Annotated in this window: 16 protein-coding genes; 12 read left to right on the top strand and 4 right to left on the bottom strand. The window is 53.7% G+C overall.

Annotated elements, in window-relative coordinates:
- Nucleotides 1-168: 168 nt before the first annotated feature.
- Together EU556_RS19505 and EU556_RS19500 are read left to right on the top strand one after the other, a co-directional pair.
- Nucleotides 169-1398: a PIG-L family deacetylase gene (locus EU556_RS19505; protein WP_135435813.1), complete on the top strand. Its 1230-nt coding sequence runs from the start codon at nt 169-171 to the stop codon at nt 1396-1398.
- Nucleotides 1399-1931: 533 nt separating this feature from the next.
- A complete protein-coding gene (locus tag EU556_RS19500) occupies nt 1932-3296 on the top strand; it encodes a hypothetical protein (protein WP_135435812.1) in 1365 nt (454 codons plus the stop codon).
- 91 nt (nt 3297-3387) lie between these two features.
- Here EU556_RS19500 and EU556_RS19495 read toward each other — a convergent pair whose 3' ends face one another.
- Together EU556_RS19495 and EU556_RS19490 are read right to left on the bottom strand one after the other, a co-directional pair.
- Nucleotides 3388-4830 carry an aldehyde dehydrogenase gene (locus EU556_RS19495; RefSeq protein WP_135435811.1) on the bottom strand — a complete coding sequence of 481 codons (1443 nt, stop codon included), beginning with the start codon at nt 4828-4830 and terminating at the stop codon, nt 3388-3390.
- A 48-nt stretch (nt 4831-4878) separates the two neighbouring features.
- Nucleotides 4879-5829, bottom strand: coding sequence for a glycosyltransferase family 2 protein (locus tag EU556_RS19490; protein WP_135435810.1), 951 nt, complete (start codon nt 5827-5829; stop codon nt 4879-4881).
- 250 nt (nt 5830-6079) lie between these two features.
- Here EU556_RS19490 and EU556_RS19485 point away from each other — a divergent pair, with 250 nt between their 5' ends.
- The 5 genes from EU556_RS19485 to EU556_RS19465 all read left to right on the top strand — a co-directional run bounded on the left by EU556_RS19485 (nt 6080) and on the right by EU556_RS19465 (nt 12390).
- A complete protein-coding gene (locus EU556_RS19485; RefSeq protein ID WP_135435809.1) occupies nt 6080-7012 on the top strand; it encodes a glycosyltransferase family 2 protein in 933 nt (310 codons plus the stop codon).
- Between the two features lie 25 nt (nt 7013-7037).
- A complete protein-coding gene (locus tag EU556_RS19480) occupies nt 7038-8642 on the top strand; it encodes a hypothetical protein (RefSeq protein WP_135435808.1) in 1605 nt (534 codons plus the stop codon).
- 74 nt (nt 8643-8716) lie between these two features.
- The gene (locus EU556_RS19475) at nt 8717-10354 is read left to right on the top strand and encodes an ArnT family glycosyltransferase (protein WP_135435807.1); all 1638 of its coding nucleotides are present in this window, start codon (nt 8717-8719) and stop codon (nt 10352-10354) included.
- A gap of 30 nt (nt 10355-10384) precedes the next feature.
- The gene (locus tag EU556_RS19470) at nt 10385-11791 is read left to right on the top strand and encodes a hypothetical protein (protein ID WP_135435806.1); all 1407 of its coding nucleotides are present in this window, start codon (nt 10385-10387) and stop codon (nt 11789-11791) included.
- A gap of 68 nt (nt 11792-11859) precedes the next feature.
- Nucleotides 11860-12390, top strand: coding sequence for a hypothetical protein (locus EU556_RS19465; RefSeq protein WP_135435805.1), 531 nt, complete (start codon nt 11860-11862; stop codon nt 12388-12390).
- A gap of 95 nt (nt 12391-12485) precedes the next feature.
- Here EU556_RS19465 and EU556_RS19460 read toward each other — a convergent pair whose 3' ends face one another.
- The gene (locus tag EU556_RS19460; RefSeq protein ID WP_135435804.1) at nt 12486-13271 is read right to left on the bottom strand and encodes an SDR family oxidoreductase; all 786 of its coding nucleotides are present in this window, start codon (nt 13269-13271) and stop codon (nt 12486-12488) included.
- Between the two features lie 155 nt (nt 13272-13426).
- Between EU556_RS19460 and EU556_RS19455 the strand changes: the two genes are divergently transcribed.
- The 5 genes from EU556_RS19455 (at nt 13427) to EU556_RS19435 (ending at nt 17847) form a co-directional block, all read left to right on the top strand.
- Complete coding sequence (locus EU556_RS19455; protein ID WP_135435803.1) at nt 13427-13963, top strand: 3-hydroxyanthranilate 3,4-dioxygenase; 537 nt, start codon at nt 13427-13429, stop codon at nt 13961-13963.
- Between the two features lie 12 nt (nt 13964-13975).
- Entirely contained in the window at nt 13976-15007 is a 1032-nt protein-coding gene (locus EU556_RS19450) for an amidohydrolase family protein (protein WP_135435802.1), read from the top strand.
- A 35-nt stretch (nt 15008-15042) separates the two neighbouring features.
- Nucleotides 15043-16338 carry a kynureninase gene (gene kynU, locus EU556_RS19445; protein WP_135435801.1) on the top strand — a complete coding sequence of 432 codons (1296 nt, stop codon included), beginning with the start codon at nt 15043-15045 and terminating at the stop codon, nt 16336-16338.
- Between the two features lie 164 nt (nt 16339-16502).
- The gene (locus tag EU556_RS19440; RefSeq protein ID WP_135435800.1) at nt 16503-17168 is read left to right on the top strand and encodes a hypothetical protein; all 666 of its coding nucleotides are present in this window, start codon (nt 16503-16505) and stop codon (nt 17166-17168) included.
- 70 nt (nt 17169-17238) lie between these two features.
- The gene (locus tag EU556_RS19435) at nt 17239-17847 is read left to right on the top strand and encodes an alpha-ketoglutarate-dependent dioxygenase AlkB family protein (RefSeq protein ID WP_135435799.1); all 609 of its coding nucleotides are present in this window, start codon (nt 17239-17241) and stop codon (nt 17845-17847) included.
- Nucleotides 17848-17977: 130 nt separating this feature from the next.
- On the opposite strand, the gene EU556_RS19430 is transcribed toward EU556_RS19435, so the two are convergent.
- On the bottom strand, nt 17978-20743 hold the full coding sequence (locus tag EU556_RS19430; RefSeq protein ID WP_135435798.1) for a TonB-dependent receptor: 2766 nt from the start codon (nt 20741-20743) through the stop codon (nt 17978-17980).
- Between the last annotated feature and the right edge of the window lie 223 nt (nt 20744-20966).

Raw genomic sequence — 20966 nt, 5'->3', positions numbered from 1 at the left:
TATAAGGATGTATATTAGCGAGTGAATCTGTGCACCTACCGAGGAAAGTGAACTATTCGTCGGATAGAGTGTAGGCTGAACGGGAATTAAGACTCGAAATAGTTAATTTTCGATTCTATGATCTTCTTTCGGCTGCCTTTTGCTGCTCCACCACGCGACTACATCTGAATGACATCAACTTTACTCCGAATTTTTGGATTTGGATTGACCATCCTATGGTCTTTTGCCGCCCAAGCTCAAACGGGAACCACTCCTTCTAAAACACCACCCGTTGCCGTCTACATTACCGCTCACCCCGATGACTGGCAGTTGTTTATGGGTGCTGATGCGTGCGCCGATGTGCAGCGCATGGGTGGTAAAGCCGTCTTTATTTGCCTTACCGGAGGACAAGCCAACGAGTCAGGAGACAACTTCTGGTTAGGCCGCGAAGATGCTTTTCAGGCTGCCGTACAGCAAGCGGCTAACCTCTCCGCGTCAACTTCCGGCGGGGTGCCTACCATCAAAACGATCAAGGTAAAGGACCATTCCGTAGTAATGCAGCGTTATCGGAATACGGTTGCCTTTTCCTTGCGCCTGCCCGACGGTAACCTCGACGGTAAAGGACAAGCACGTGGAGAATTTCAGAGTCTACGTCAGCTTTTCAAAGATGGGCGCACTATGACGCCGCTGGATGGTGGAGCGCCCTACGTTTCTTGGGATGACCTTATCCAAACGATTCAGCGCATTCTAAAAAAAGAGGTAGGGGAGGAGCGAGTAAGCGTACATGCTCCACAACCCGACGAGCGCTATAACCCGCGTGACCACTCCGACCACCGCATGGCCGGCGTAGTAGCCTTGGCTGCCACCAGCACTATTGAGTGCCGCACGCTGCTTTACGTAGGCTATGATAGCCGCAAGCGCCCAATGAACTTGCAGCCCGCCCAAACAACTAATCAGCGGGCAGTGTACTTGGCCTACAGCGAAACTATGACCAGCCACGGGCAGCCCTCGGGCTGGGACCCCTCACACTTACAGTTTATCGGGCGTCAGTATGCGCAGGTGCGCCACAAGAATGGCCAGCAAATCGGCGATACGCTGGCTATTCCGCGGGTGTTGGCTGCAGCCAACCAGAGCGATGGAGAGAAATACACCAGCCTCATGCTGGAGCCTAACTATCCTAATCCGTTTGATCAGTCTAGCCTAATGGCTTACCAACTGCCCGAAGCTGGCCCAGTGTGGTTGCGGGTGTTAGATGTGCAAGGCCGGGAAGTATTACGCATGCTGAATGGTGAGAAACAGAAAGCCGGGCGGCACGAGCAGTGGCTCGATGTGAGCAGTTTTCCCGCCGCAGGGCTCTATATTGCGGAGCTGCGCGTAGGCGACGAGCGTCGCACATGCCGAATGCAGATTATTCGCTGAGCTTTTTTCGAATGACGTTTTCGTTTCCGGCGTGGGTGCGCCGTCCTTCAACTACAGGGCTGCTTTTAGCAGCCTTGTTGCTTCAAACGGTATTGGTCTTCCGAGCCCTAGGGGCCCTGCTTACAGAGCCGGGTCAACATTTGCTTTCGCCAGGGTACGATGGACTGAAAAATTACTTCACGTTCCAAGCCTATCTGCAGCAGCCGGCTGCTGCGGGCTTTGCCTGGTTCGAAATGATGAACCATCCTTACGGGGACTATATTTTCTACACCGACAACACCCCACTTCTGGCAGTACTAGTGAGACTTTGGTCGCAGTACGTGCATGATATAACCCCCTATGGAATAGATATCTATCATGGATTATTACTGGTAGGGTTTCTGGCTAGCACAGCACTATTGGTTCTAATCTTACGCCGTTTGCTACACTACTGGGGGCTGGGGCTAATCTTCTCCATTGGGTTACCCTGGCTAAGTCCTCAGGTTGGTCGCTTGCTTATGGGGCACTTCAACCTTTCGTATAGCTGGGTAGTATTGCTCGCTATCTGGGGCCTGTTGCGAATTTATGACCGTCAGCAAGCTGGGCAACCCCTCGGCAAAACGGTAGCCGGGTTAGTTGTCGCCTTCACTCTGATTTCTTTCCTGCACCTGTACTATCTGCCGTTGCTAGGCCTGTTAACAGGTTCCTTTTTTGCGGCTTGGCTCCTGCCAACTGGGCGCTGGCGCAAGCAGCCTCGGCTAACGCTGGCCGGAGCAGTCCTAACCGGGCTGCCCATAGTGCTGAGCATGCTGATCATCCGGGTTATTGACCGGTATTACTCGCTCCGCCTCAACGACCCTACCGGCTTCAACTATCCGGCCTGGAAGCTGCAGGTGTCGGCGCTACTGCAACGCTACTCTTATCAAACCACCCATTTTATTATTGAGCCTACCACGTACATCACGCAAGAATCACAAGCGTACTTGGGGGCATTTGCGTTGTTTGGACTGGTAGGACTGGGAGTAGCCTGGCTTTTCTTTCGGCCGGCCACCACGCAGTGGTGGAAAGCCTGGGGGCAAACGGCAGAACGAAAGTTTATGACCCTGCTGGGTATCGCCGCGTTAATAGGCCTCTTGGGCTCTGTGGGCACGGTGTACGATTTGTTTGATGGGCAGTACCATATCACGAATTACCTAAGTCCCTTCTTTTACCTGCATAAGCTCACCGATAAGGCATCGCACTTCCGGACGGTGGCCCGCTTCTGCTGGCCCTTTTTCTGGTTTGTAAATCTCTTCGTACTGGTAGGCCTAGATTACTGGTTGCGCACGGGCCGTCATGCGGTGCGCTGGTGGCTAGCCGCTGGTCTCATTGTACTGGCCTATGTCGACACTCGGGATACACTTAAATTTTACAGCCGCAGCCTAGTTCCGAATACACTCACCAACCTCGCCAATCAAACCGAGGTTAACCCGTTAGTGTTAGCCGTCCGCCCCGAAGACTACCAAGCTATTCTGCCAGTACCGTACTATCACGTGGGCAGCGAGAATATAGATCTGACCCTGGATGACGACGACCCCCACTCACGGCATACTTATCAATTGGCGTTGCGCACAAATCTGCCGCTAATGGCCAATAAAATGTCACGGACACCTCCGGAGCATGCCCGCCTACTACGCACCATCTTTGACCCCGCAGGCCCTGCTCCCGAACTGCGCCAGCAGCTAGCAGCCAATGGCAAGCCCGTATTAGTTTTCTTTGATCAAAGCTATTACGACGGTTCCAATGATCTGGCGGGCCGACAGACTAATCCGCACGCCAAGCAGCTAGTTGAGGCGGGCGCCCCTTTTCCCACCAATCAACATCTTACTTTGGTTGCGGAGTCGGGTAAACTGCGCTTATATCGGTGGGATGTACGCTAGGCCTATGGGCAAGAAAGGAGCATACTTCTCCGGCTGAGATGCTGACTCGTGGGGCTTGTTAAGCGGCTATAGTTTCTGTTATAATACAGGCCTAGAGTTTAAGGCACACATTCTGGGGTTCCGTAAAGAAGCGTAACGCCTCTAGGCCACCCTCACGCCCGACGCCTGAGTTTTTCATGCCACCAAACGGGGTGCGTAAGTCGCGGTGCAACCAGGTATTCACCCACACAATACCGCTCTGCAAGGCATGCGCTACACGGTGGGCCCGGGTTAAATCCCGCGTCCAGATGGTGGCGGCTAAGCCATATTCGGTGCTATTGGCCCAGTCCAGTACTTCTGCTTCAGTATCAAAAGGGGTAAGCGTAACTACTGGGCCAAATATTTCTTCCTGATTTACCCGGCACTCGGGAGGCAACCCTTCAAATACCGTGGGTTGCAGGAAGTAGCCGCCTGCGCATCGGCCCGCCAATTGCACGCGCTGCCCACCCGATAGCAATTTTCCGCCTTCTTGGTGGGCTAGCTCAATATAGCTAAGCACTTTTGTGAGGTGGGCCTCGCTCACCAAAGCGCCCTGCTTAGTAGCAATTTCCTGTGGATCGCCAACCGTCAGGGCAGCTACACCTTCCAGAAACGCTTGCTTAAATGGCTCATAAATAGCGCGCTCAATGAAAATTCGGGAGCCGCAAAGGCAGATTTGCCCTTGGTTAGCAAAGCTGCTGCGCAAGCTAGTCGCGACGGCTTCAGAGAGATTGCAGTCAGCAAATACTAAGTTGGGGTTCTTGCCCCCGAGCTCCAACGACAGCTTCTTAAACAGAGGGGCCGCCGTGCGAGCTATGTGCCGACCGGTAGCAGTGCCTCCCGTGAAGCTGATGGCTTTAACACTGGGGTGCTCAACAAGGGCCTGCCCAACCGCTAGGCCAGTGCCATGCACAATGTTGAGTACTCCCGCGGGCAGGCCAGCCTCCATACATAATTCGCTCAGTAGAAAAGCCGTATAGGGTGTTATTTCGGAAGGTTTTGCAACTACGCAGCACCCAGCCGCTAGGGCTGGCGCAATCTTCCAGGTAAATAGGTAAAGCGGCAAATTCCAAGGAGAAATGCAGCCTACCACCCCTAGCGGGTGACGCACTGTGTAGTTTAGGGCTACGCCTTCCTGAAAATGGGTTTCGGAGGCGAAGTGCTGGGCGGCGGTGCCGAAAAAAGCGAAGTTGCTGGCCGCTCGTGGAATATCTACCGTGCGGGCTAAGCTCACGGGTTTGCCATTATCCTGACTTTCTGCTTGTGCTAGCCGTTCAAGGTCGCGCTCAATCAACTCTGAGATGCGTACCAGCAGGCGGCCCCGCTCCTCGGCGGGCAGCTGGCGCCAGGTGGGCAGAGCCTGCTCGGCGGCCCGCACCGCCGCGGCCACGTCCGTAGCATCAGAAGACGGAATTTGAGCAAACACCTGGCCAGTAGCAGGCTCTATGTTAGGCAAGTACTGGCCGGTAGCGGGTGGTACCAACTGGCCACCAACATAGTTCTGGAGAAAGTGCATAGCGGAGCATAAGTGGATAAGAAAGATACCATCCCCACCTCAAAAGCGCTATGCGGGGTCCTCGGTGGGAGAGGTCGTATTTGTTTCCGAAACTATATATAAGGGCCGTTGACGTACGTTGGCCGACAGCCGAGCAATGTACTCCCCAATGATACCCACTGCAATCAGCTGCACACCTCCCAGAAACAAGATACTAATCATCAGGGAGGCCCAGCCGGGTTGATAATCACGGGTTACGAAGCGGGCATAGAGCGTGTAAAGCATGACCAGAAAGGCAATACCGGAAACCGCAAACCCGCTGATGGTAGCAATACGCAGGGGTAGATCAGAGAAGGCAGTAATGCCATCCAGAGCAAAGCGCACCATCTTGCGGTACGTGTAGCCGGTGGCACCACCGGTGCGCTCAATGCGGTCGTATTCTAAGCAGCCTTGGCGGTAACCGATCCACGAAATCTGGCCCCGGATAAACTTGTTCTGCTCCGGCATCTGTCGAAGTGCCAGCACTACTTTGCGCGAAATAATGCGGAAGTCGCCGGTGTCAACGGGGATAGAGATATGAGTGATACGGGCTAGAAGTCGGTAAAAAATCTTAGCCGTTAGACGCTTGGCTGCACTTTCGCCGGCACGGCTCCGGCGCTTGGCGTACACGACCTCATACCCTTCCTGCAACTTCTGGTAGAGCTGGGGCAGGAGCTCCGGCGGGTCCTGTAAGTCGGCATCAATAATTACTACTGCCTCACCCTGGGCCCGGTCTAGGCCTGCTGTCACCGCAATCTGGTGACCAAAGTTGCGGCTAAAATCCAGATAACGCACCCGTTCATCGCGCGAAGCCAGCAGACGCAGGAGCGCCAGTGACTGGTCGTAGGAGCCGTCGTTGACGAAAATAAACTCGTGGCTGCCCGGCAGGTCCATGCTTTCTATTACATTACGCAGACGGTCGTAAAGGGCCGGCAGGTTGGCTTCTTCGTTATAAACCGGAATTACGACTGATAGGTCCACGGGGTAGTGTAAGCGGCGGATGTAGAAATGGGGCTGGTTACCTTTCTTATGGTCAAGAAAAGCTCAAGAAAAGTAATCTTGGCAACTGGAAAAAGGCCTTGCAATACGAGTATAGGCTCCTACTGTGCAGAGGCAAGATAAGTGGGGGAGTGTGAACTGTACACATGCTACTGCCGTGCCGACTGGCTTCAGAGCTGGCAACATCTTGCTACATTTGTAAAAACTGGTATTGTATCCGTATCGATTGTCTATGGCCAACCCGCTGCTTTCCGTTGTTATTCCGGTTTTTAACGAGGAAGGCCTCATCTCAACGTTGGTGCAGCGTACTACTGATGCTGTTCAGACTATTACAGAGGATTACGAAATAATTTGTGTTGACGATGGGTCGCGTGACCAAACCCTGGCCAAATTACTAGCAGCTCGGGCTAGTAATCCACGACTGAAAGTGCTGGTACTATCTCGCAATTTTGGGCATCAGGCTGCCTACACGGCGGGTTTACATGCGGCCAAGGGACAATATGTGGCAATGATGGATGGAGACCTGCAGGACCCACCCGAGTTGCTTGCACGCATGTATGAATCGCTCCAGCAAGATCAGTACGACATTGCTTACGGGCACCGCACCGATCGGGCAGAGGGCTGGGTAAGACAAACCCTCATTAAATCATTTCATAGCGTGTTCCGCAATTTCTCCCAGCTGGAGGAAGCCGATAACGTGGGTAATTTCTCCATGTTGAATCAGCGGGCTTTGCAAGCGTTTTTATCGCTCAATGAGAAGAATCGTTACCTGCCGGGATTACGTTCATTCATAGGCTTTCGACAGGTACCAGTTCCCTATGCACGTCAGGCTCGCCACGACGGTACCGTGCCCAAGATGTCGTACAAACGGTTGTTCGCCTTGGCACTAGATGCGGTATTCTCCTTTTCTAGCCTGCCCATCAAAATTTGCCTCTACACCGGCTTGTTCGGAATGATAATTTGTCTGGCTGGAGGTATATGGGCGCTAATTAGCAAACTGACTGGAGTGGCGCCTTTCGGATGGTCGTCATTAGAGCTGAGCATTTACTTCGTCGGCTGCATTCAGCTCCTGTTCTTGGGCATACTCGGTGAATATGTATCGCGTATTTACCGGGAAAACCAAAACCGACCGCTCTACTTTATTCAGACCTATTTCAATGGCTAGTGAGAAATTAAAGCTCTTACCCAGCTTGGCATTGCGACCTTGGGTGCTGGTAACAGGCTTTTTCTTACTATTTCTGCTGCTCGGCTGTTGGATATATCCTGATTATGGCTTGTCGATTGACGAAAATCAAAGTCGCGACAATGGCATGATTACGCTCAAGCACGTGCTGCAGCGTTTTGATCCTGACTTTGTACTATGGGACCCAGCATTTAGTCCATTCAGCACACCACTGATGGAGTACTATGATCGGGACTATGGTATCTTGTTCGAAAGTTCGATAAGCTATATAGAGCGTTTGCTCCTCCTAGAAACCATCCGGGAGCGGTTCCTTTTTCGGCACCTAGCTACGTTTCTCGTATGTTGGGTGGGCTGCATCGCGTTTTATCAACTTGCCCGGCGGTGCTTTGGCAGTTGGAAGTGGGGGCTACTGGGAGCATTATGGCTAGTGCTTAGCCCGCGCCTGTTCGCTGACTTTTTCTATAATGATAAGGATGCAGTGTTCATGGCATTGTTTGCTATTGCCATGAATACCGGCGTGCAATTTATTCTACGTCCGAGCTGGAGCCGCGCGGTGTGGCATGCTATGGCTTGTGCTGCTACTATAGATGTACGCATCATGGGGGTGCTACTGCCAGTGGTTACGTTAGTATTGCTAGCGTTGCGCGTATTGTATGGGGAAGTAAGCTGGCGCAGAGCGTTAAGCGCTACTTTGCTATATCTACCATTTACGGTCGGATTAGTGGTATTGTTCTGGCCTTATCTGTGGCCGGCTCCGTGGGAAAACTTCCGCCAGGCCTTTCACAATATGAGCGTGTTCCGCTGGGGAGGTACAGTGTTGTATTTCGGCAAAATGAAAGCTGCCACTAGCTTACCCTGGCACTATGCCTTTGTCTGGATGGGCATCACCACGCCACTGCTCTATGTGATACCGTTCCTACTCGGCCTACCTCTGATCCTAACTCAGGCAGTCCGGCGGCTGCGGGCCGGGGGCCTGCGGCTGTGGGGCAGCGAGCAAGAGTTGCAAGATCTGCTCTTTCTAGGCCTGTGGTTAGCTCCGCTGTTGGCAGTAATAATTCTGCATTCAGTGCTTTACGATGGGTGGCGACAGCTATACTTCGTGTATCCGGCGGCACTGCTGGTGGCATTGCGTGGGGCCTATGCCATCTGGCACTGGCGCCCACGGCTGCCCCGGTGGGCTAAACGCTGGCCCCAGCTCGTGGGCAGCGTAGCGGCTCTGAGTATGATAGGCACGGCCGGACAAATGGTAGAGGCGCATCCTTTACAGAACGTGTACTTCAACCTACTGGCTGGAGATGATGTGGTACATCGTTTCGAGATGGACTATTGGGGGCTGAGCTACCGTGCAGGCCTAGAGTACATCCTAGCCACCGATCCAAGGCCTCGTATCACCTTTAACGCCCCGATGCCAAGTCCGGCCGTCTTCAATATATACATTTTGCCGCCCGACGAACAGAGCCGCTTGGTCTTTGTCGAAGACCTCGGTCAGGCTGATTATTTTCTTTCCACTTACCGTTTTCACCCCGAAGATTACGACTTCATGCAGAAACAAGTGCATGAAGTGCGAGCCAACGGGCGACGCGTACTTTCGGTGTTTAAGATGCGCTGGTAGGCTTGCTGGCTACTGCTCCAGGTACGCCAGCCAACTGCTGAATTCGCTTCTGCACTTTATTCAACTGTATTTCAATGCGTAGTACCCGCTTACCGTTACCTGATGTAGTAGCCCGTCGGCCTTGGCTGATTGTAAGCTTATTCTTTTTGCTACTGTTGGTGTTGGGTTTATCCATTTACCCAGACTATGGAGTGTCAATTGATGAGCCAGTTAGTCGTAAAAACGGGATGATTACGCTGCGTCACCTCATGATGCGCTTCAACCCAGAGTTTGTGGCAAAGGACCCGGCGTTTCAGCCCTACGAAATGCCTTTAATGGAGTATATAGACCGAGATTATGGTGTGGCATTTGAAACGCCCGTCAGCTACCTAGAGCGGGTATTGCATCTTGATACTACCAAGGAGCAATACCTTTTTCGGCACCTAGCTACGTTTCTCGTGTGTTGGGCAGGCTGCATTGGGTTTTATCAACTCGCACGGCGGCGCTTCAATAGCTGGAAGTGGGGGTTACTGGGAGCGTTATGGCTAGTGCTTAGCCCACGCTTGTTTGCGGAGTCATTTTATAATGATAAGGATGCAGTGTTCATGGCATTGTTTGCCATTGCCATGAATACCGGCGTGCAATTTATACTCCGCCCAGGCTGGACGCAGGCCCTTTGGCATGCGTTAGCTTGCGCCATCACCATAGACGTACGCATCATGGGAGTGCTACTGCCAGCGGCCACGTTAGCTATTTTGGTATTGCGCGTATTGTATGGGGAAATAAGCTGGCGCAGAGCGTTAGGCACTACTTTAATCTATGTGCTCGTGATGACTGGCCTAGTAGTGTTGCTCTGGCCATATCTATGGTCGGCTCCGTGGGAAAACTTCCGCCAGGCCTTTCACAATATGAGCGTGTTCCGCTGGGATGGCCAGGTGCTCTATTTTGGTACAGGCATGTTTGCGAAAGACTTACCCTGGCACTATGCTTTTGTCTGGATGGGCATCACCACGCCACTGCTCTATGTGATACCGTTCCTGCTCGGCCTACCTCTGATCCTAACTCAGGCAGTCCGGCGGCTGCGGGCGGGGGGCCTGCGGCTGTGGGGCAGCGAGCAAGAGTTGCAAGATCTGCTCTTTCTAGGCCTGTGGTTAGCTCCGCTGTTGGCAATTCTGGTGCTTCACTCCATCATTTACGACGGGTGGCGGCAGTTATACTTCGTGTATCCGGCAGCACTGCTGGTGGCACTGCGTGGGGCCTATGCCATCTGGCACTGGCGCCCACGGCTGCCCCGGTGGGCTAAACGCTGGCCCCAGCTCGTGGGCGGCGTAGCAGTAGTAAGCATGCTTACGCTGGTGGCGCAAATGGTGGCAGCACATCCATTGCAGAACGTGTACTTCAACCTACTGGCTGGAGATGATGTGCCGCACCGATTCGAGATGGACTACTGGAGTCTAAGCTACCGCCAAGGACTGGAATATGTATTGGCAAATGACTCACGACCCAAAATCAATTGCTTATTAGGAGAGTGGAGCTCAGGTGATAATAACCGTTTTCTGCTGACGCCCGAGGAGCAAAATCGACTGGTGTTTGTTAATAAAATCGAAGAAGCGGACTACTTAATTACCGCCTATAGAGGCCACCAAGAAGAATACGAATTTCAGCAAAAGGAGATATATCAGGTGAGAGCCTTCGGCCGCCGAGTATTGTCTGTTTTCAAACTTCGTTGGTAGAGTACTGCTCGCTCGTTATACGCACTTTCTATGACGGCTTCTACTCCGCGCCTGTGGGTCGGCTTTCTTACCCTGATAAGTACGGCGTTGATGTTGATAAGCGCCGGACTCTATAATGGGTTTCCGCTAGTTACGTCAGACACGGGTACGTATCTGGAAAGCGGCATTCATAGGGTTGTACCCGACGACCGGCCCATTACGTATGGCCTGTTCACTCAAATTACCTCTCTGCAATTCACGCTGTGGCTGGTAATTTTTGCACAGGGTTTGTTATTGGGGTGGCTGCTGCTGCATTACGTGCGGGTACTGGCGCCTCGCTTACGTCACTACCCGGCACTTCAAGTGCTGCTGATTGCTCTTGCTGTTTGGCTGACGGGTGCATCATGGTTCTGCAGCCAACTAATGCCCGATATCTTTACTGCTATGGGTATCTTGGCTCTAGGCCTCTTGCTGATGGGCGTTGCGTTGGGATGGAAAGAGCGGCTAGGCCTGTTAGCTATTACTTTACTCGCGGCACTGATGCATTCCTCTAACCTACTTACGTTTACGTTGGTAGTGCTGAGCTTTGGAGGAACGGCTTGGATAACGGGTGTATTCGAAAAGGGACTAGTCAAACGGGTTCAGTGGGCAGTAACTACCGCCGTAGTACTAGCTGGCTGGCTGGTGCTGCCGAGTATACATGCAGCATTTGGTGGTGGCTTCGTCATTTCCAAGGCCTCACCCGCCTTCTTGATGGGCCGATTGATAGAAGCTGGCATCATGGATAATTTCTTGAGCCGCAATTGCCAAGCAGGTAACGAGTATAGTCTGTGCGCTTTCCGAGATAACCTACCCAACGATGCGATTGGGTTCTTATGGGATAGCAACAGCCCATTAATAAAAACTGGCGGGTGGCAGGCGCATACAGATGAGTATAAGTACATTATCCGGGAGGTGCTCACCTCTCCGCGCTACTATCCTTACCTCGTATCAGAAACAGTGCAAGCTACCTTGCGTCAGCTTACTCATATTGGGCATGGTGATGGCTTGACGCCCTTCCGAGAGAATACCAACCCTTATTGGAAAGTAAGCGACCTGGCCTACTATGAGTTGAAGGAGTACATGACGTCCTTGCAGAACCGGGGAGCACTTGATTTTAGTGCCCTTAACGAGCGCACATACACCACCCATCTGCTGGCTGTAGCAGTATTAGCCGGGCTTCTACTTACTGGCTTAAGGCGCTTATTAACGCCAAGTGCTATACTGGTGGTGGTAATATTGAGCCTTGGAGTAGTGAGTAATGCTGTTGTAACTGGTGGTCTAGCCAACGTGCTAGATAGGTTGCAGGCTCGGGTATCGTGGGTGATGCCATTTGTGGCGTTGTTGCTAGTGGTTCAATATGGTCCCGCCATACTACGTCGGGCTTGGCAGCGTCTTGGAATAGGTTCTCTTTCATAACCCCACTCCTTCCACTCCTTGTTTTAGGCTAAGTTTGTCCGCTCTTCCCTCATCAATACCCTACTTGTATGAAAAGATTATCCTATGTAGCCGCCTTTGCTTTACTGACTGCCTGCGCATCGGGCGAGGAAAAAAAGGTGGACCCCAAAGTGCTGACCAGCACCAGCTTTGAAGAACTAGCTGGCTGGGGTGGCCTAGACACAGGGTTACTGACGAAAACGCGGGCACATACGGGTCAGTATTGTATCAAAGTAGATAACACTCACGAATTCAGCTTGACGTACGACGTAGTGCTCGGAGAAATGAGCCCGCGCAAAGTCAAAAAAATTAATCTGCATGCTTGGGTTCTTCTCCCCACCGATAGAACCAACGCCATTCTGGGTATTCAAGTAGTCGACCCCGCCAATGGGCAGCCCGTTTTTGGTGATGGAGTGAAGATGGAGACCATTAAGAAGTACAATAAGTGGGTGGAAATCGACAAAGACTTTGAGTTGCCAGAAACTATTCAGCCAACACATCATTTGAAGCTATTCCTGTATCGTGACGCCGCCTTTGACTCAGTTTATGCTGACGACATAACCTTGAAAATTGTGGACTAGCTGAGTACATCGGGTTCATTAGCCATTTGAAACACAAGGAGGTCACTCAAGTGGCCTCCTTGTGTTTTTAAGCACGCCGCTTCATTATAGGCTGGCTACAAATTACCAGTTCGGCCCCCGTCTACCGGAACGTTGATGCCCGTAATGTAGGCTGCCGCTGCTGAAGCTAGAAATGCCACGGCAGCTGCTACTTCTGTGGCTTGCCCGAAGCGGCGGGCTGGAATTTGTTGGAGCATTGCAGCTTCTACTTCTGATAGGCTTTGGCCCGTTTGGGCTACTTTCTTTTCCATTAGAGAGGTATGCCGTTGCGTAACAGTGGCACCAGGCAGCACGTTGTTTACCGTGATACCATCCGGGCCTAGCTCGTTAGCCAGAGTTTTGGCCCAGTTTCCGACGGCGGCCCGAATAGTATTCGAAACGCCCAGGCCCGGCAGGGGCTGCTTCACGGAAGTACTAATAATATTGATAACGCGTCCGTGCTTTCTCGCCTGCATACCTGGTACAACCTCCTGTGCCAGTAGCTGATTACAAATTACGTGCTGCTCAAAGGCATCCCGCAGGGCATTAATGGAAGCATCCAGAAGAGGACCACCAGCCGGACCGCCCGTATTATTCACGAGTATATCAAACCCTTCCGGGTGGTGGGTTAGGTAGGAATGAACTTGCTCGCGTAGTTGCTCTGGCTGGCTGAAATCAGCCACGATAAAGTCATGGGGCTGGTTGTTAGGCCTAGGTAAGGCAGCAACTACCGCTTGCAACGCCTCTGCATTGCGTGCCAGTAAGGTTACGGTAGCCCCGCGTTGCGCTAATTCTTCAGCTACCGCCCGCCCAATTCCCTGGGTGCTACCGCCCACGAGGGCACGTTGAGAAATAAAATCCATTGGCGAGTCGAGTTAAGTACGAAAAAGATAGAAATGTGCAGGCAATGGTAAGCTCGCGAAGGTATACGTTACTCGGCTTCACAGGAATTACGTTATTTGCTTCGGCGGGCTAGGCCTAGCCGTTTGCTATTCGTTCACTCTTACTATTGCATCCTATGCCCGTTGCTCGTCCATTTAATTTCCAGCAGTGGATTGAAGAACACCGTCATTTGCTTAAGCCTCCGGTTGGCAATCAGCAAGTATTCAAAGACAACAAGGATTTTATAGTGATGGTGGTAGGCGGGCCCAATGCTCGGAAAGATTACCACGTAGATGAAGGTGAGGAGCTGTTCTTGCAGCTGGAGGGCGACATTGTGGTGAAAATCATTGAGGATGGGCAGCCCGTTGATATTGAAATTAAAGAAGGGAGTATGTTTCTGCTGCCCGGCGGGGTGCCGCACTCTCCGCGCCGGCCGGCTGGAACCGTGGGCTTGGTATTGGAACGTTACCGTACTCCTGGCGAGGTAGATGGCTTCCAGTGGTACTGCGAAAACTGTGGTAATAAGCTCTACGAGGAATTTGCTGAAATCACAGATATCGTGGCACAGCTACCACCTATCATGAATCGTTTTTGGCAGGATGAGCAGAAACGCACATGCAAAGTATGCGGTACCGTCATGCAACCCCCGGCCCCAGTCAAGCCGATTGAATAGCCCCCTGCGTCCGTGCTCACCATCGATATCCATACCCACATTCTGCCTAAAAGCTGGCCCGATCTGCGGGAGCGGTATGGGTATGGGGGCTTCGTGCGGCTAGAGCATCATCGGCCGTGCTGCGCCCGCATGATGCAGGATGATAAGTTCTTTCGTGAAATTCAGGATAACTGCTGGGACCCGGATGTGCGCCTGCGGGAGTATGACCAGTTTGGGGCACAGGTACAGGTACTAAGCACGGTGCCGGTCATGTTCAGCTACTGGGCTAGGCCACTCGATACGCTTGACCTGAGCCGGATGCTCAACGACCATATTGCTGGCGTGGTGGCCCGCTACCCTGGCCGCTTCGTGGGGCTGGGTACCTTGCCCATGCAAGCCCCCGATCTGGCCGTTCGGGAGCTAGAGCGCTGCGTGAAGGAACTGGGCCTGGCCGGCGTGCAGATCGGGTCTCACGTCAACGACTGGAACCTGGATGCTCCTGAGCTCTTTGAAGTGTTTCAGGCAGCCGAGGAGCTGGGTGCCTGCGTATTTATTCACCCCTGGGACATGATGGCCCAGCAGAAGATGCCCAAATACTGGCTGCCGTGGCTGGTAGGCATGCCGGCAGAAAGCACGTTGGCATTATGTTCCCTAATTTTTGGGGGTGTGCTGGAGCGGTTGCCCCGGCTGCGGGTGGCAGTAGCTCACGGCGGCGGCACTTTCGCCAGCACCATTGGGCGCATTGAGCACGGATTTCAGGTGCGGCCTGACCTTTGCGCCGTAGACAACCCTGTAAACCCGCGCGAATACCTAGGGCGTTTCTGGGTTGATTCTCTGGTGCACGACCCGCGTATGCTGGAGTACTTGGTGCAAACCCTCGGGGCTGATAAAATCACGCTGGGTACCGATTATCCGTTTCCGCTGGGCGAGCTAGAGCCGGGGCAGCTAATCCGGTCTATGCCCTACGCCGAGAACGTGAAAGCGCGCATGCTCGGGCAGAATGCGCTTGACTGGCTAGGCCTAGGCCAGGAGCACTTGGCCAAAATCATGGCGCTGGCAACATAGTGCCCAGGCGCGGGGCTTGGCTATCTTTGCTACCCATGACCTTCGAACCTACCCTCGACTTCGCCCGCCAGTTAGATGCGCAGGACCCCCTGCATGAGTTTCGTCAGCAGTTTCACATTCCGCCCGGCCCCGATGGGCAAGAGAGCCTCTATTTCTGCGGCAACTCGCTGGGCCTGCAACCCCGCTCTGCCCGCGCCGCAGCCGAGCAGCAATTCAATAATTGGCAGAACCTGGCAGTAGAGGGTCACTTCCGCGGCGACTCGCCCTGGATGAGCTTTCATGAGTCGTTAGCAGCCCCTTCGGCCCGCATTGTGGGTGCTAAGCCCTTGGAGGTGGTGGTGATGAACAACCTGACCACCAACCTGCACCTGCTCCTGATTTCCTTCTACCAGCCCACCGCCACGCGCTACAAGGTGCTGATGGAGGGCGGGGCTTTCCCCTCGGATCAGTACGCCCTCGAAACACAGGTGAAGCTGCACGGCCGCCAGCCCGACGACGCCATTGTGGAGCTCACGCCTCGCCCCGGTGAGCATACCTTGCGCACCGAGGATATCCTGGCCAAGATTGAGGAGCTCGGCGATTCGCTGGCTACCATTATCATGGGGGGCATCAACTACTACACGGGGCAGGTGTACGATATGGCGGCCATCACGCGAGCGGGCCAAGCCGTGGGAGCCAAAGTGGGGTTTGATCTGGCGCACGCGGCTGGCAACATCCCGCTGCACTTGCACGACTGGAACGTAGACTTTGCTTGCTGGTGTACCTATAAGTACCTCAACTCGGGGCCTGGTGGGGTTGCGGGGGCATTTGTGCACGAGCGCTACGCCGACCAGCCTGAGCTGCTGCGCCTGGCTGGCTGGTGGGGCTACGATGAAACTCAGCGCTTTAAAATGCGCAAGGGCTTCCGTCCTATGCGCGGGGCGGCCGGCTGGCAGCTGTCGAATAGTGCCATCCTGACCATGGCTGTGCACCAAGCGGCGCTGGCCGTGCACGAGGCTGCCGGGGGGATGGAAGCACTGCGTCGTAAGAGTGAGCAGCTCACGGGCTACCTGGAGTTCCTGATTACGCGCCTAGGTCTCTCAAAGTCGCAGCTGGAAATCATTACCCCCTCCGACCCGGCCCAGCGCGGCTGCCAGCTCTCACTACTAGTACACCAAAACGGCCGCGACCTGTTCGACCACCTGATGGCCGTAGGCGTAATAGGTGACTGGCGCGAGCCCAACGTGATTCGCCTAGCCCCGGTACCGCTCTACAATACCTTCGAGGACGTGTATCGCGTGGGGGAGGTGCTGGCGGAGTGGGCTGGCCGGCAACAGCCGATACTGGCCTAGCGCCGTAAACCTGCTGGCTGAGCAGCTGCAGGTAGTTACGGCGTTAGGTAGAATTATGACCTCGAGCCAGAAAAGAGCACCGAATATCAGCCGAATTGGCTGGGGCGCGTAAGGAGAATAGAGGCTAGGCCTCTATTCAGTTGTTGATTTTATTTGCCTTGACCATGGCCGAAGAGTACGCGGCAAAAATGAGCCGTAAAACCGACGCCGAGCTGTTGCTGTACCTGCGTAACCGCGCAGAGTACAGGGAAGAAGCTGTGCTGGCGGCTCTCACAGAAGCGCAGCAGCGGCAGCTTCCTGTAGAAGAATTCAATCCGGCCGCCTTGCGCGCGGAGTTGGAGCCCATTGCGGCGCAGCAGCAAGCAGCAGAGGCACAGCGCTTGGCGGCTAGCCAGCAGCAGAGAGCTGCCGCTGAATTACCGGAGGAAACGGGTCCGGCGTTGTATTCGCCCCTGACCATTACGCTTTTCTCGGTCCTGTTCTCGTTGTTCGCTGGGGCAATACTGCTGATCCTAAACTTTAGGGCGTTAGGCCGCAAGGGAGCTACCACTCGGTTGGTCTTGTTCCTGATTGGTTATCTGATCCTGTTTGCTATTCTCCTCAAAGCGCTACCCCAGGTAGCGCCATTCCTGATGCAGTTTGGTAGTCTGCCGCCCATCATGGCCTACAACTTATGGTTCTGGCCGCGGTACATTGGGGCGCAGCAGTATCAGCGCCGAGGCTGGTTTGCGCCCTTCATTATTTGTATGGCGGTAAGCATGCTCCTATTGCTCCTATTGGCACCCATACTGATGCGACAGTTCACGGAAATGGGTATTCCCGTGAAATAGTCAGGCCTCGTTCTAACTATATAGGCCTGAAGTTTGTCTTCCTGACAAGCTTCAGGCCTATCTTTTTGCTATGCCACTCACGCCTATCCCGCTACCCGATGCCGATTTGCTGCTGGATCCGGAGTTTTTATCTCGACTGGAGGCGGCGGAATTACTGACGGAGCTAACGGCTACTATCCCGTGGCAGCATGAGGCCATCCGGCTGTTTGGCCAGGAAGTATTGCAGCCCCGGCTTACAGCTTGGCACGGCGATGCTGGAGCTACTTACCGCTACTCTGGCTTGCAACTTAACCCCCAGCCCTGGACACCTGCCTTGCAGAAGCTCCGCCAACACGTAGAAGCTGTTACGGGAGCTGCATTTAACAGTGTACTGCTCAACCTCTACCGTACCGGCCAGGATAGTATGGGCTGGCACGCAGATAACGAGCCTGAACTTGGTTCTAGGCCTGTCATTGCCTCCGTAAGCCTGGGAGCTACGCGCAGTTTTCGGCTGCGCCCCCGCGACCCGCTCCTGACGCCGCACCCGCCGCTTAGTCTGGCGCTGACCTCTGGTAGCTTACTCGTGATGCGCGGCCTCACCCAGCAAGCCTGGCTGCACGCTCTGCCCAAAACGACTCGCGTGCAGGAACCCCGTCTCAACCTAACCTTTCGATTGGTAATTACTCCGGACAGAGGGTAGTAGTATTGCAAGGTAAGTGAACAACTGGTAGTTCGTCAGCGCAAAACTGGCCTAGAGCGGCCGGGCGGGAGCCCGGCGCTCTAGGCCAGTTAATTGGTAGGCAGTTGGAAAGAATCCTTGGACCCCAGAGTTATTTTAAATCTACCCGCAGGCCCAGGTAGGCCAGTCGGCCGATTTGGGGGCCACCAAACACCTGCACGTTATTGGTATTAAATGCGTTAGAAATGCCAGTCTGCAGCGTAGTGTTTAGCTTAGGCAGTGTGTAGCCCAGGTAAGCGTCGGTTGTGCTGTAGTCTTTGATGCTGCCGGTAGCAAAGGGCATCTCCTGTACGTGGCCCTGTACCCAGCGGTAATTTACGTTATAGCTCAGGTTCCCGATGGTGCCAGTAGCGCCTACGTTGTACTTATGCTTGGGCGTATTATAAAACGTCTGGAAGCCTTCGGGTAGATTGCTTTTGTCCAGCACGTTCAGCGAGTAATTGCCAGTGATGTTCAGCGCCCGCTTGAAGTAGTACGTTAAGCCTGCCGTCACGCCCTGAGTGCGTACCTCTTGGTCGTTGTTGTAGTAGGCGTAGAGTACGCGGGTGGGCTGGTTCTGGTTGGTATAGGCGGTGCTATAGCCAGCCGCCAATTGTTGGGGCGTTGGGCGTGAGCCATCGGTATTACCTACGAAGGTGCGCGCGCCAATGAAGTCGTTATAGCGGCTCCGGAAGTAGCTGGCATCCAGATATACCTTAGGCAGAATAGCACCTTTGTACCCAATTTCGACCGTGCCTACTCGCTCCAGCGTCAAGGGCTTGATGTTGTACTCGTAGGGCTGCAGTACCGAGGGGTTGTTCTGGGCCGCCGCGAGCAATTGCGGTGAGTTAAATAACGCCAGGTTATACCCCTGGAACCCCATGCCAATGTTGCCAATCAGCACCCCAGTCCGGATGTCGTTGTAGAAGTACTGTTCGGTTTGGGAGGGGGAGCGGAATGCACGGCCGTAGCTAGCCCGGATGTTATGCTGCTTGTTTTCGCCTAATGAGAGAACTACCGAAGCCCGCGGAGAAAATGCTGGCTTGAAATTCTTAAAGTCATCTACACGGCCGGCAAAGGCAAGCTTCAGGCGCTCTTCCAACAGGCTTTGCGTCAGTTGCCCATAGGCTCCGTACTCGTAGTTCCGAATGCGCTTGTTGTCTTTGTCATTGAAAAGCAACCCGTTCGACCCAAGGCGGTATTCCCGGTAAGCGGCCCCCACTACCAAGCTGGTACCCGCGTTATTCAGCTGAAAGTTGCGCTGTCCACTGATGTCATTCAGGAAGGAGTTGAAATACTGCTGTGCTCCTACGCCCGGGGTTTTGTTGCCAATAATTTGCTCGCGCAGTGCCGTAAAGCGAGGGTTGCCCGTATTGAGCTGCGTAGCTGCGGCGGCCTGCTGAGCTGCGGCCAGTGCAGCCTCCACGGGCGCGCCCGCGCGGCGGGCCTGGCTGTATGCCGCGTTATACGTAGCATAAAACTGCTGGGCATAGCTCACTGTTCCCCCCTCAGCAGCTGGCGACTCCTGTAAAAGAGTGCCTAACTGGTTTAGTTCGTATGACTTACCCGTGAAATCCTCCGTGGAGTACAGGCGCAAGAAGCCTTTGCTGCTCTTCAGCTCGGCCCGGTACTGGGTGGTACCCAAGCCTTTCACCCGGAATCGGCTGATATTCTGATACGTAGCCGTGCCTTCGGCATACTTTGCCTCTACGGTAAGCTTCAGGTCTTCACGCAGCAGGTAAGATACTGCACCCTGCAGGCGGTAAGAAGAGGTTTTGTTGTCATTAGCAACTAGGTCTTGCTCCGTAAAGCCAGGCATGTAGGCAGTTTTGCCATAAAGCTCCGCATTGGTGCCTCCGGGCAACTGTTGCGAGGGCATAAAGGTATAGCCGTACTCGCCGTAGCGGTTCACGGCGTTATAGCCCAGCGGTGAGCCAGCCGGGTTAACCGAGCTCTGCGTAGCTTCAAAGTTGTTGGCAATCCAGTCGTTGGCTCGGAACGAGCTGGCGTTAATTTTAATAGCCAGTTTATCGGTCAGTTTCTTAGCGTAGCGCAGCTGCCCATCAAGCAAGTTGCGCTGTCCGCCTCGTAGCCGCACGCTCAGGCCTTCGTACACGAAGGGGTCTTTGGTGTTAAACAGAATTACGCCGCTTAGTGCATTTGAGCCGTACAGAGCCGAGGCTGGGCCATGGATAATCTCAATGCTTTCCATATCCAGCTCCGGAATTCCGACTAGGTTGCCGGGGCTCAGGTTCAGGGAAGGCAGCTGGGTATCCATATAATCCACCAGCTGCACTACGCGCTCCGACTTTGCCGTGTTGAACCCACGCGTACTAACGCTGGTAAAGAGCATTGAGGCGGAGCTCACATCAATTCCTTTCAACTGGCCTAGGCCACCTAAAATCTCCGGATTCGATATCTTCTCAATCTGCTGGGTCGAGAGCTTGTCAATAGTAACGGGTGCTCGTAGGATGTTCTCCTCAATACGGGAGGCCGATACCACTGTCTCATTAAGCAACGTAGCGCTGGGGGCTAGTGCTACGCTTAGGGCATTGTCGACGGTTTTTAGTTCTACCTCCTGCGAGTCGTAGCCAACGTAGGACACCACCAGCGTAACGGGCCCATTTTCAAAAGGTACTCCCAGACGGAACTGGCCTAGGTGGTTAGTGCTGGTGCCAATGAAACTGCCTTTAATGAATACAGTAGCCCCAGGAAGCGCTTCACCTGTAGATGTTTTGATTACACCAGATACAAACTCTGTTGGATCGGGGGTGCGAGTAGTGGCGGTAGAGGAGTGAGCGTTGCGAAGGTGGGCTGCCGAAGCAGATAGTTGGGGGAGGAGCAAGGCCGCCAACATTGGCGGGTAAAGATTTTTCATGCAAGCACTAGGTGAGAATATAAACTATCTGCAAACCTAGAGCTGTATAATAACACATGCTCTGATTCTAGATGAATAGTATAAAATCAAGGGTTAATAGCTTGAATTAGCAAGTTAATGTTGCTACATATTATCTAAAATTGAGAATTTCCTCCCAATATGATAAGCTGACAGTATCTAATTGCGTCAATTTTGGCTTACTTTTTAGGTATGATATCTTGAA

The organism is Hymenobacter fodinae, assembly GCF_004745825.1.
Lineage (GTDB): Bacteria > Bacteroidota > Bacteroidia > Cytophagales > Hymenobacteraceae > Hymenobacter > Hymenobacter fodinae.
The sequence above is the reverse complement of the archived record's forward strand: the minus strand, read 5'-3'. Positions and strand labels throughout refer to the sequence as shown.